The 12921-nt window shown below is 37.0% G+C and carries 10 protein-coding genes; 6 read left to right on the forward strand and 4 right to left on the reverse strand.

Annotated elements, in window-relative coordinates:
• Positions 1-17: 17 nt before the first annotated feature.
• From gshA to H4J62_RS05350, 4 genes are all read right to left on the reverse strand, one after another.
• Complete coding sequence (gshA, locus tag H4J62_RS05335) at positions 18-1583, reverse strand: glutamate--cysteine ligase (protein ID WP_182214261.1); 1566 nt, start codon at positions 1581-1583, stop codon at positions 18-20.
• 123 nt (positions 1584-1706) lie between these two features.
• The gene (fghA, locus tag H4J62_RS05340; protein WP_182214263.1) at positions 1707-2546 is read right to left on the reverse strand and encodes an S-formylglutathione hydrolase; all 840 of its coding nucleotides are present in this window, start codon (positions 2544-2546) and stop codon (positions 1707-1709) included.
• Positions 2547-2602: 56 nt separating this feature from the next.
• Positions 2603-3733, reverse strand: a complete 1131-nt coding sequence (locus tag H4J62_RS05345; protein WP_220465933.1) for an S-(hydroxymethyl)glutathione dehydrogenase/class III alcohol dehydrogenase — start codon at positions 3731-3733, stop codon at positions 2603-2605.
• A gap of 132 nt (positions 3734-3865) precedes the next feature.
• Positions 3866-4192: a multidrug efflux SMR transporter gene (locus H4J62_RS05350; protein ID WP_070374515.1), complete on the reverse strand. Its 327-nt coding sequence runs from the start codon at positions 4190-4192 to the stop codon at positions 3866-3868.
• Positions 4193-4342: 150 nt separating this feature from the next.
• Here H4J62_RS05350 and H4J62_RS05355 point away from each other — a divergent pair, with 150 nt between their 5' ends.
• From H4J62_RS05355 to H4J62_RS05380, 6 genes are all read left to right on the forward strand, one after another.
• Positions 4343-5209 carry a LysR family transcriptional regulator gene (locus tag H4J62_RS05355; protein WP_070374516.1) on the forward strand — a complete coding sequence of 289 codons (867 nt, stop codon included), beginning with the start codon at positions 4343-4345 and terminating at the stop codon, positions 5207-5209.
• A gap of 262 nt (positions 5210-5471) precedes the next feature.
• Positions 5472-5855 carry a VOC family protein gene (locus H4J62_RS05360; protein WP_182214265.1) on the forward strand — a complete coding sequence of 128 codons (384 nt, stop codon included), beginning with the start codon at positions 5472-5474 and terminating at the stop codon, positions 5853-5855.
• Between the two features lie 165 nt (positions 5856-6020).
• Complete coding sequence (locus tag H4J62_RS05365) at positions 6021-6287, forward strand: DksA/TraR family C4-type zinc finger protein (protein WP_182214266.1); 267 nt, start codon at positions 6021-6023, stop codon at positions 6285-6287.
• Positions 6288-6875: 588 nt separating this feature from the next.
• Complete coding sequence (locus tag H4J62_RS05370; RefSeq protein WP_182214268.1) at positions 6876-7589, forward strand: ABC transporter substrate-binding protein; 714 nt, start codon at positions 6876-6878, stop codon at positions 7587-7589.
• A gap of 666 nt (positions 7590-8255) precedes the next feature.
• A complete protein-coding gene (locus H4J62_RS05375; RefSeq protein WP_182214270.1) occupies positions 8256-9728 on the forward strand; it encodes a serine hydrolase in 1473 nt (490 codons plus the stop codon).
• Positions 9729-10471: 743 nt separating this feature from the next.
• On the forward strand, positions 10472-12484 hold the full coding sequence (locus tag H4J62_RS05380; protein ID WP_182214272.1) for a TonB-dependent siderophore receptor: 2013 nt from the start codon (positions 10472-10474) through the stop codon (positions 12482-12484).
• Positions 12485-12921 lie beyond the last annotated feature (437 nt).

Genomic DNA, 12921 nt, shown 5'->3' on the forward strand with positions numbered 1-12921 from the left:
GCCCTCTATAAATAATCTTATGACGCATTGTGACTCTGTAGAAAGACATCAAATGAACTTTCATCACTCGCTTCCAGCTGCTTTTGCAGCCTTAATGATTTTTTCGCGGCAAGTTGTAAATGAGCAACCTTTTTAGCCGATAAGCCACTATTGGTGAAGTGAGCATGATGTTCTTTAGCTTGAGATAACATTGAATCAGTAAACTCATTACCTTTTTCGATAGCTTGCATGAGGATAGCTGACGGTGTTAATTCGCTATTTTCCACCTTATTAACTTGGACAGTGAGCGCTTTACTGTATGACTCATTCCCATGTGCATTATCGAGTAATTTTGCAATAGCTGTCATCTCAACCAATAGCCTATTAGCGCTGATATCAAAACCAGTAAGCTCGCCGTTTTTCTTCAACGACAATGATGGTTTACGCCCTTGTAGAATAACTTGTTGTTGATTAAATTTAATGTCTTCCTGCTCCACTGTAGATAATTCAGGGCTATCTGATAACAGGCAATACAGTAAAAAAGTATCAAGAAAACGGATCTGCTGTTCATCAATACCAACAGGTAACAAGGGGTTGGTATCAAGAATACGAACTTCAATATATTCAACGCCTCTTTTGCTCAGTGCTGCCACGGGTTTTTCTCCCGGCAGAGTTATACGTTTGGGGCGTACTTCACTGTAATATTCATTTTCGATTTGCAGAATGTTTGCATTGAGTTGGCGATACGCGTCGTCAACTTTAACACCTATATTTTCATATTCTGGATAATGGCGGTTCATTGCCTGTTCCATACCTTCAATATAACTTTCTAGATTGCTATAGCTGATATTTAGTTCGCTCTGCGCCTTACTTTGATATCCAAGGTCACTCATTCTCAAGGAGGTGGCAAAAGGTAATCCTAGGGTATGTTTACCTAGCTTGCTTAATTTGTCGGATTTATTATCGCCGATAAAGCTACTGTCTAGTGCTGGAGAAGCGCCAAATAAATAAATTAATAACCAAGAGTGGCGGCGAAAGTTACGGATAAGACCAAAATAACGTTGTGATTTAAATGTCTGAATATCACCTTTATCGCCCCAAAGATGCTGATAGTAAGGCCAAAAGTCATCCGGCATAGAAAAATTATAGTGTATACCAGCAATAGATTGCATGGTGCGCCCATAACGATGCCCCAAGCCCTGCCGATATACATTTTTCATCTGAGCAATATTAGAGCTGCCATACTCAGCAATAGGAATGCTTTCATCCCCTGCCAGTTGGCATGGCATACTCGCAGGCCAAATGTATTCCCCCTCAAGCTGGCTCAAGGTAAATTTATGCAAATCAGTCAGGTAATCGATGCTGTCATTAACTTGTTGAGACACTGGCGTAATGAATTCCAGCAAGGCTTCAGAATAATCTGTGGTGATGCTGCCATGAGTCAACGGTGAGCCGAGTGCCTGTGGGTGTCCGGTTTGAGCCACTGTTGCCTGCGACGTAACCCTTAAACCTTCCTTTTCAATACCACGCTGGATACGAATTAACAGGGGTAAGTTTTCTGAGGCTGATAGTCGTTGAAGACGAGTCTGGTATAAATCGGACAAGACAGTTTTCCTTAAAATAGGGAGGATTGATGTAGCTCAATATGACTGATGAAAAATATAACGGATAAAAACTCCTGCGATGTCATCCATGACACGGCAGTTTTATCTAAGACAGTCTGATAACTACTTATTTAAGTGCTTTGCATGGAAGCGCAAGTGTTCTTCAATGAAGCTCGAAATAAAATAGTAGCTGTGATCATAACCTTCATGAATTGACAGCTCTAATGGATAATTATTGACGTTTGCTGCCGCTTCTAGTGTTTCAGGCTTTAACTGCTCTTTCAGAAAGTCATCAGCTCCACCTTGATCAACTTTGGCCGGGATAAGCGTGGTCGCTCGACGCATTAAGTTACTGGCATCATGATTGTGCCAAGTTGCTTTGTCTTTACCCAGGTAAGCGGTAAAAGCCTTTTTCCCCCAAGGGGCATTCACTGGATTGCAAATGGGGCTAAAGGCTGACATTGAGCGATAACGTTCCGGGTTTAGCATCGCAATAGTCAATGCGCCATGTCCGCCCATTGAATGACCGCTAATGGCGCGTTTATCAGATACAGGAAACGTCGCTTCAATTATCTGAGGTAACTCATTCACCACGTAATCGTACATGTGGTAATGGCGATTCCAAGGAGCTTGGGTTGCGTTTACATAAAAGCCAGCGCCTTGACCTAAATCATAACCATCATCATTAGCTACGTATTCACCACGCGGACTAGTATCAGGCGCAACAATGGCAATACCTAATTCGGCAGCCATGCGCAGTGCTCCTGCCTTTTGCATAAAGTTTTCATCGGTGCAAGTAAGACCCGAAAGCCAATATAGCACTGGCACTTTTTCTCCATTGGAGACTTGTGGCGGCAAGTAAATAGCAAATCGCATTGGGCAATTTAACGTTTTAGATTGGTGGCTATATTGCTTGTGCCAGCCACCAAAATTTTTGCTTGCACTTAAATTTTCAATTGTCATGTTTGAACCTCAAAATGCTGCCCCGTTACAAAGTGGTGGGGCAGCAAAACTAACTATTACTTATCAAAATGAATTACAGTACGGATACTTTCGCCTTTATGCATTAGCTCAAACGCTTCATTAATATCTTCAAGACCCATGGTATGGGTAATAAAGTCGCTTAATTTGAATTCACCGGCTAAATAACGTTCAACGTAATCAGGTAACTCAGTACGGCCTTTAACACCACCAAACGCAGAGCCTCTCCATACACGACCAGTCACTAGTTGGAACGGACGGGTAGAGATTTCTTTACCTGCACCGGCAACACCAATAACCACTGATTCGCCCCAACCTTTATGACAACATTCTAACGCTGAACGCATTAAGTCTACGTTACCAATACACTCAAACGAGTAGTCAACGCCGCCATCGGTTAGTTCAACAATCACGTCTTGAATAGGTTTGTCGTAATCTTTTGGATTAATGAAATCGGTAGCGCCTAATTTTTTCGCTAACTCAAACTTACTTTCGTTGATATCGATAGCAATAATACGGCTCGCTTTCGCCATAGTAGCGCCAATAACAGCCGATAAACCAATACCGCCAAGACCAAAGACAGCTACCGTAGCACCTTCTTCAACTTTGGCTGTATTCATTACCGCGCCCATACCGGTTGTAACACCACAACCTAGTAAACATACTTCTTCTAATGGCGCAGCTTTATTAACTTTCGCTAACGAAATTTCTGGTAACACTGTGTATTCAGAGAAGGTTGAACAACCCATGTAATGAAAGATTGGCTGACCATCTTTATAAAAACGCGTTGTGCCATCAGGCATCAAACCTTTACCTTGTGTTTCACGAATTTTCTGACAAAGGTTAGTTTTACCTGATAAACAAAATTTACATTCGCCACACTCTGGTGTGTATAAAGGAATAACATGGTCGCCAACTTTTACACTCGTTACGCCTTCACCTATTTGTTCAACAATACCACCACCTTCGTGACCTAAGATCACTGGGAAAATACCTTCAGGATCATCTCCAGATAAAGTAAATGCATCGGTGTGACATACGCCAGAAGCAATAACTTTAACTAATACTTCACCTTTGCGCGGTAGCATTACATCAACTTCTTCAATAGATAACGGTTGGTTTGGGCCCCAAGCGATCGCTGCTTTTGATTTGATAAATTTGTCAGTCATTTGAATTCTCACTTTTGTTTAAATATTGGTTTAAATAATAATCATGTAAATAACCTTTGAGTTACTCACTTTCAGTTTTTGTAATAATTAGCATTAAGCCTATTATTGAATGTTTTTACTCTAGCATGTCACTTAGTGTGCATGCCCTTGAGATAAATTAATTAATACAACCCCTGTGGCAACAAGTGCCATACCTGCCCAGGTCGTTAAATCTAAGTGTTGGCGATAAACGATAGTTGATAATAACGTTACACTTACAATCGCTAATCCAGCCCATAAAGCATGAACAATACCAACCGGCATGCCTTTCATTGCTTGCGACAAAAACATAAAAGCCGCAAGGTGCCCTATTAACACCAAAGCACTTGGTATCGGGCGGGTAAATCCTTCTGTTTCTTTTAACGCAACGTGAGATAATGTTTCAGCGATAACGCCTAATAAAAGAAATAACCAGCTCATGTATTCACCCTTATAAATATAGACATAACCTAGCTCAAAACTTTATTTTTTTAATAGGTTGCGCTTTGTTGATGGAAGCTATTATAACTATCTTATAAAAAATGATAATATGCTGTTTTAGTAAATCACTTGTACACAGGGGTAACAATCATGCAATGGGATGGTATCAGCGAATTTGTTTATGTTGCGGAAAATGAGAGCTTTACGCTCGCTTCAAAAAAAATGGCGATATCAACAGCGCAAGTGAGTCGCCAGATAAGTGCGCTAGAAAAGCGCCTTAATATCAAATTATTTTATCGCACAACACGCAAAGTATCCTTAACCGAAGAGGGACGTGTTTTTTATCAACACTGTCGTAGCGTACTCGATGGATTAGATGCAGCAGAACGTGCTATTACAAACTTGCAATCTAAACCTCAAGGGAAAATTAAACTAACTGCTCCCGTCACCTATGGTGAGAAACAGGTATTGCCCCTTGTGAATAATTTCATGAAGCAATATAACGATGTAGAAGTGTCTGCTTATTTAAGCAATCGTCAAATTGACATCGTTGATGAAGGGTATGACTTAGCTATTCGTCTGGGTAAATTAAGTGATTCGACAATGATGGCAAAAAAATTAGGTAAGCGAACAAACTATGTTTGTGCCTCGCCAAGCTATCTAGAAAAACAGGGGATACCACACTCTATATCAGAGCTTAATAAGCACAGTTGTTTATTGGGAACAAATGATCACTGGCATTTTAGAGAGTCAGGCAGAGAAAAAAGTATCCGAGTAACGGGGAGGTTACGATACAACAATGGTTATAGCTTAACCGATGCAGCACTCAAAGGTTTAGGGATAGTGCAGTTACCTGATTACTATGTTCAACATCATATTCAACGTGGCGAACTGGTTACCTTGTTAGACAGTTATCGTGCGCCTGATGAAGGTATATGGGCGGTTTATCCTCAAAATCGCCATTTATCACCTAAAATTAGATTACTCGTTGACTATTTAGCTGAGCAGTTACTTTAATCTCATTCTTTTCTCAACTGTATACCCAGATTTTATATAGCGCATCAATGTATGTAGTGCATATCCGCCACTGCATACAAACTCCCCCTTCTTTATTTGTTTTCTAATCAAGTGTCATTGTTACCATCAGGTAAAGGTTATTTACATAACTAGGTATTATCATTTATTTAGAAAGGTATATTATACCTCCATCGAAACGAGTCGTAGCAATTTAGCTACACATCGATAAGCAAATAATTAACTTTACTCTATGGAGATATAAATGAGCATATTTACTCATGTAACTATTGGTACTAACGACTTAACTCAATCACGCACTTTCTACGATAACGTTTTAAATACAATTGGCCTTAAGCGCATCGCTGATTTAGATGAAAATGGCACTATTTGGGGCGTAGACGCACCATCTTTCTTTGTTTTAAAACCAGCAAATGGCCAACCAGCTAGTGTTGGTAACGGCGTTACTGTTAGCTTTGAAGCACCGAACCGCGCAGCGATTGACGCTTTCCATGCCGCTGCAATAGCTGCTGGTAGCCCTGATGAAGGCGCTCCTGGTACACGAGATTGGGCACCAAATGCATACGCGGCGTATACTCGCGACCCTGATGGCAACAAGCTAGCCGTCTACTGCTTTAAAGAAGCGTAAATTAACGCGACCTCTTAATCAAAATATAAAACACCGATTAGTCGGTGTTTTTTTGCATTCAGAAGCAGTATAAACCTATTTTTATCATCATAGATTTGGCTCCATATTTAGGGGGATTTATCAAAAGTTTTTATATAACACATTTTATTAATAAAGGAGAAATTTATGGCGGGCGGATGGTCTAAGGATGGAGCAGTTCAAGAACAAATCGATTCTAGCGTGGAAGACGCGGTAGCACAGGTTCGTAATCAATTACCCATGGGCGACAGCTTATTATATTGTGAAGAATGTGACGTTAAAATCCCTGAAGCACGACGTCGTGCAATCGCTGGTATAAACTTATGTATTAAGTGCCAAAGTATATTTGAAGAAAGCCAAACCCGTCATAACCTTTATAACCGACGCGGAAGTAAAGATAGCCAACTTCGTTAACATGCTGTAAAAAACACACTTTTATTGTTAACAAGTATTAGTCCAGTCCAGACTAGATTACCCAACGTTCAGAATAAATGTTGACATTGGCATTAATAAGTAACTTCTTATGCAATCTAAATGACCATGGCGTGAAATCAAGGTACAAAGTGTAATAGATCAAAGAGTTGTTCTAGTTATTATTCCGGTAAATTATTAACGTTCACTGCCTAAATATCAACGGCAGCAATGAGCTGTGAGTTCAACCAGCCCCACAAGTTAATAGTAAATCTAGGCTAATATTAGCCTAAAAATGCTCCTTAATGTGCAAAAGCTTAATGTCAGCTATTGGCTAGTTGAAGAAGTAACTGCCTAAATGTTCACAAAGATACGAAAGAAGACCTTAGCCTTAGCTTATCGAGTGACAAGTGATCCGATAAAGAAGACATTGACATGAGTAGGTCAACTATATTTTAAAAAAAGAAGGGTTGCCGTTCATTAAGTGATAGTAACAATTACGTTAGATTAATAAGCTTTGAAACTTCACTTTCAATCCAAATTTTAATTATATAATATGACTATAATTTATTTATGTGTCTTTATTAGCTTATGTCACTAAAAAATTCTATATCAAATTTGATTTTACTATGTCTTTTAATAGCCGCTACTGATGCTAATAGCACTCAAAAATATATTTGTGCTACAACCCATTACCCACCTTATACTACTTTTGATAAATCCAAAAAGGTATTTACTGGCTCCGATATAGATCTCATTCAGACACTATTCAAGAGGCTCGAAATCGACATCGAAATAGTCAATTTACCTTGGGCTAGATTAAAGGTCGAAATCTCACGAAATAATTATGACTGTTTTTTCTCACTAGGAAAGTTTCCAGATAGAGAAAAGTATTTAGACTACACAAGCATACCAACACATGTGACAAAAATTGCCTTATTCGCTGCTAAAGGCGATCATAATATTAATTTAGATTTATCTAATAAAACAGTTGGCGTGCATCGAGGTATAAATTTACATTTAGATATCCCCAGCGTGCATAAGCTGGAAAATGCAGCAATACATAAATTACCATCAAATGACATTTTATTTCAAATGTTAGTGGCAAAAAGAGTAGATGTAGTTATTACCAGCCAAATTGTAGGTGAATATTTATTACAAAATCAACATCCTAATTTTAAAGTGGATGTTGATGTTATTAAGAATTATGCACTCCCTGTGTATATAGCATTTAGAAAGGGAACGATAAATATTAGTAAAGTAAATAAGGAGCTGAATAAAATAAAAAGCGCATCAAATCTCTAAAAGTAATTTTCCTTTTGGGTATGCGTAAGTAATTTAGTCCTAGGAAGTATTCAGCTTTGGACGCAAATTCACTTAGCTCTTAGTCTCGATAATTGCAGCTATAGGCTATGAACGACAGATAGTAACTCAAAAGCCAACATCAGCTTTTGGCTAGTTGAAGAAGTCTCTAATGATCACTAGTTTAATGTTAACAAAGATACGATTGTTGACATTACCATCAATATATTTTTCCATCTGTTTGCTGTGCTTAGAAGGCGCAGGTTTACCTTTACCCTGAAAGACCACTAAGCCAGCATAGCAGTCGTTCTATGTTCAATTTGTAACGTTCACTCTGTTTAGTATAGAAGTGACTAGTAATAAATTTTAACTTCCGTAGTTGCCTTGAGCGCAGTTATTACAAGTTGGACTTACAAAGCTAACTTTTCAACAATTCTTTTCTATTGAGTAAGTTAGCTGGAGGTGTGAGTGATTAAATTGGCTCTTGGTTTTTAATATCTTCTTATTTCAAAAGTTAACGCACCCAATAAAAACAGAAGAAATTCAACACAATAAATTAACACACATCAAAATGTTAGATGTATTTTTTAATTGTTCTCCTTAAATCAACTTTCATTTTTTATATAAAGTAACTAGGATAATGTCTATATCTAATCAATAAGGATGAACATGATAAAGCCACAATCAAAACTCACTTTTCGGGTGTTTTTATTTTTAACACTAACACTTTTAGTCTCTGCAAATAATGCATTTGCAAACGAAAAAAAATCTCAAATCGAAAATTTAGTACAAAAATATAATGATTACGGAAAATTTACTGGCTCGGTGTTAGTGTCACAGAGTGGAAAAATTATCTTTAAAAAGAGCTATGGCTTGGCCAACATGGAATGGAATATTCCTAATTCACCTGATACTAAGTTCAGAATAGCTTCATTAACCAAACAATTCACTTCCATGTTGATTATGCAACTTGTGCAAGACAATAAGATAAAGCTAGACGCAAAAATAACAGCATATATTCCCGATTACCGAAAAGATACGGGTGATAAAGTTACAGTTCATCATTTATTAACACACACTTCAGGCATTCCCAGTTACACCAGTTTACCAGACTTCTTCAGTGATATTAGTCGAGACCCATACAGTGTTGATGATTTTACTAAAAAATATTGTAGCGGGGAGTTAGAATTTGAACCAGGCTCTACTTTTAGATACAACAATTCAGGTTATTTCTTACTGGGTAATATTATTGAAAAAGTCACTGGAAAAACTTATCAGGATGTTTTACAAGAAAAAATATTTACTCCGTTAGGTATGAAAAATTCTGGTTTCGATAACGCAAAACCACTAATTAAGAATAGAGCAAGTGGATATACTAATTCATTAGACGGATACACAAATGCTAATTATTTAGACATGTCATTACCTTACGCCGCAGGTTCAGTTTACTCGACTGTTGAAGATTTATATTTATGGGATCAAGCTCTTTATACCGAAAAACTTCTGAATAATAAAAACAAAGTAATAATGTTCACTCCATATTTAAAAAACTATTCGTACGGTTGGGGAGTAAAAGATATTGAATTAACTGAACCAAACCATAAAATTAAATCAATAGCCCATAGTGGTGGTATCAATGGATTTCAAACACTGATCACTCGATTACCTCAGGATCAACATATGATTGTACAACTTAATAATACTGGCGGAGCTGCCCTTAATGAGATGACTGATGCCATCATTAGAATTCTGTATGGTGAAGCTTTTGACGAGCCCAAAAAATCGATTGTTAGTGTTTTATACAAAACTATAAAAGAAAAAGGTATCGACTCAGCTATTCGGCTTTATCATGATTTAAAAGAATCTAAATCTAAATCTAATGAATATGAATTTGCAGAACATCACCTAAACAATATGGGTTATCAACTACTAGAAATAAATAAAGTTGTTGAAGCGATTGAAATTATGAAACTTAATACCATTGAACATCCTGAATCAGGCAATGCTTATGACAGTCTAGGTGAAGCTTATCTCGTCAACGATCAAAAAGCACAAGCATTAAAAAGCTATAAAAAGTCATTAGAGTTAGAACCTGACAATAAACACGCTGTTACTGTGATTAAAGAGATTGAATCCAAATAAGCATATTCACAGAGTAAAATACTAATGTAATAAAACCAAAATTATAACTGGTCATGAAGTAAAACCGGAGGGATATTTATTCCCTCCTTCACCTTGCGATTCACTACTAAAAAAATCACTTCCCAAGCAATATGTCAGTTTGTAAAGGCTAAGTGATTTTGACTATGAACGTGCCGACTTTTATGAGCGAAGTGAATATATACAACATACTAAATTAGACAATATAATATCAGTAATATCAGTAATATCAGTAATATGGTATATGGTTCCCCTTCCGATACGAATATTCAAAGACAGCAATGTAGTTCAAACCAGCTCCACAAATAAGCAGTAAATTTTGTTAGAATTGTCATGAATATGACCATGATTCAACAAAAAAATAATGTCTGTAATTGGCTAGCTGAAAAAGTCTCTAATAATCACTAGCTCAATGTTAACAAAGATACGTTAGCGCACGTAGCATCAATAGATATTTAAGCTGTTTAGAGTGTTCATTAGACGTTGAGCTACCGTCATCTTAATAATCAACAACTTCAAAGCCACCAAAGCCGTCATTAGAGTTTACATGCTAAAGACAGGAGATCCGACAAGCCGACCTTATATAAAGTGGACAGTTACAAAAAATATGCCACAGGTTCAGTTAATTAGGTGGCTGAATTAACTATGTAACTACATTTAAATAATTACCTATTCTTAATATTTAAACTATAATTCAGACATTTGTGGAATAATCTAAAGTTTGTATGAATCTAATCAAATATTTCTTATTTACCCTTTTATTTATTCCATTTTTATGTTTTGGCGAAGAGTCGATAGATTTATTTGACTTGTCATTAACTGATTTACTTAATTTGAAGGTTTCAATCGCATCAAAAAATGATGAAACAATCAAAAACAGTCCTTCTTCGGTTACTATTTTTACCCGTAATGATATTGATAAAATGGGTATTACTTCTTGGACTGAACTTATCAGTCAAGTGCCCGGTTTTTATAGTATGGTTAATCCGGTCGAAGGAAACCAATCACATATCGTCATGCGTGGTCACGCACAAACATACGCCAATACACTACTTATTTTACTCAATGGCCATAGAGTGAATGATGATTATACGGGTGGCATTAATTTCTTTATTCAATTTATGGACCTAGCTGATGTTGAAAGGGTTGAAATCATTAGAGGTCCTGGTTCTTCAATATATGGTTCGAATGCATTTAGTGGTGTTATTAATATTTTAACTAAGCCCCAAAATAAAATCTCTGTGGGATTGGGAGACTTTGGTGCTCAAAAATTATTAATAAACACATCACACACATTAGGAGATTGGCAGTTAGGAGCAAGTTTGTCTTTGTTCAAGGATGATGGTTATCACTATAATGATGTTTTCGACCGTAATGAAATTCAAACAACTACACGTGATCCTAGAGAATCTACTCAACTTCGTGCTTATCTTACTCATAAAGATACAAAATTATTTGCTCAACTTTTGGATACAAAAAGATCCGATTATTATCTTTTTAGACGTTTACGAGATGGGGTAAACATCCTTGAGTTACAACATTTTATCGCCGGTATAGATCAGCGAATATATAATTCTGAGACAATGAGTTGGGATATTAGTACTAGTTACCAGCAAGCAAAAAGACGAGAACTGGGTGCATTGGTACCCAAGGGAGAAGTGCCCTTTGAGCAGGTGGACTTTCTCTTTGGAACCGACTTTAAATATCATGCGATAGATTTTGCTTTAAATGGTAAATATCAATTAAACGAAGATTTTAAAATAAATACTGGCTTGTCTTACTCTCAAAGTCAGGTTCCTGACGCTTATTTAAGAAGTAATTTCGATATATATGGCGATTCTTCTCAACTACCTGAAGTGATTACGTTTGATCAAGACGAACAAAGAACAGTTTTAGATAAAAAACGAGAAATTTCCAGTGCCTATTTGCAAACGCAGTGGCAAGTAACGTCGGCTCTGCAAATGACAGCGGGCCTTAGATATGATGGTTACAACGATATTAACAGTGCACTTATGCCTAGGTTTGCCTTGGTGCATCATTTAAATGAAAAACAAACGATTAAGTTTCTTCATGGTCAAGCTTATAGAGCCCCATCGCTTGGCGATATGTACGATGAAGAGAGTGGTCTCACTCAAGGTAGCCAAGATTTAGAAGCCAGTGAAATTAGCACCACCGAAATTGTTTATCTACATTCATATACACAATCACAGTTTACGGCAACGTTATTTTCTAACAGACAAACGAATATTATAGGTTATAAAGCCAATGAAAATGGGGTCCATGCGTTAGATAATATTGCTAAAAATGATGTTGAAGGTATTGAATTAGAATTGATTTGGCAACCAATAGATAGCTTTAGATTAGTGTCTTCTGCTACTCATTTATCAAAAAACAAAACACACTTGGAACAATCATCAGGACTACCCAAGTCGGAAGATCTTTCTCCAGATAGTTTGTTGAATTTCAGTGCTTATTACCAATACCAATCTTGGTCGTTCAATCTCAATGGTAATTGGCGCTCTAAGGTAAAAGTATTAGACGAAGGTTCGTTGTGGCTGTTAAATAGCCATATAAAAAATCAACTATCAAAAGAAGTAAGTCTATCGTTAACTATTTCAAATTTACTTGATGAGAGCTATGCCACATCATCACATACATCTTTAGGAGTAGATGAAAACGTACAAGCATTTCCTGCACGAGGACGCCAGACGATACTAAAACTTAGTTATAATTTTTAGTATCGTGGTCAACTGAAACTGGACGATTTTAAGTCAATTAAATTTCATTGTGAACTCAATAAAGTAATGGCTCGCCCTTATTTTATGCCCGTATATAGATTAACAGTGGGAGCCTAAATTCGAACACTGTGTCTTTTTGTTTTGTTTCCAAAGTGATTTTGAAATACCGAAATAATTTGTGGGATGTCAGAAATAAGGTAAAAGTTAGTGTTTACAAATAAAAGTCCAGCGGCAGTTTTGGGCTTAAACCATCCCCACAAGTGAGCAGGAAATCTTGGCTAATATTATTGCTAAATATGATCTAGGATGCACAAAAGCTAATGTCGGCTTATGGCTAGTTGAAGAAGTCTCTAATGATCACTAGCTTAATGTTAACAAAGATACGAATATATACGTTAGCCTTGGCTCATCTAGCGACAAGTGATCCGACATAGCGG

Source organism: Colwellia sp. BRX8-5, assembly GCF_014077325.1.
GTDB lineage: Bacteria > Pseudomonadota > Gammaproteobacteria > Enterobacterales > Alteromonadaceae > Colwellia_A.

Coding starts and splice junctions, on each gene's coding strand:
- H4J62_RS05380 (WP_182214272.1), top strand. CDS start 10,472: ATGAATCTAATCAAATATTTCTTATTTACCCTTTTATTTATTCCATTT.
- H4J62_RS05345 (WP_220465933.1), bottom strand. CDS start 3,733: ATGACTGACAAATTTATCAAATCAAAAGCAGCGATCGCTTGGGGCCCA.
- H4J62_RS05355 (WP_070374516.1), top strand. CDS start 4,343: ATGCAATGGGATGGTATCAGCGAATTTGTTTATGTTGCGGAAAATGAG.
- H4J62_RS05365 (WP_182214266.1), top strand. CDS start 6,021: ATGGCGGGCGGATGGTCTAAGGATGGAGCAGTTCAAGAACAAATCGAT.
- H4J62_RS05370 (WP_182214268.1), top strand. CDS start 6,876: ATGTCACTAAAAAATTCTATATCAAATTTGATTTTACTATGTCTTTTA.
- fghA (WP_182214263.1), bottom strand. CDS start 2,546: ATGACAATTGAAAATTTAAGTGCAAGCAAAAATTTTGGTGGCTGGCAC.
- H4J62_RS05375 (WP_182214270.1), top strand. CDS start 8,256: ATGATAAAGCCACAATCAAAACTCACTTTTCGGGTGTTTTTATTTTTA.
- H4J62_RS05350 (WP_070374515.1), bottom strand. CDS start 4,192: ATGAGCTGGTTATTTCTTTTATTAGGCGTTATCGCTGAAACATTATCT.
- H4J62_RS05360 (WP_182214265.1), top strand. CDS start 5,472: ATGAGCATATTTACTCATGTAACTATTGGTACTAACGACTTAACTCAA.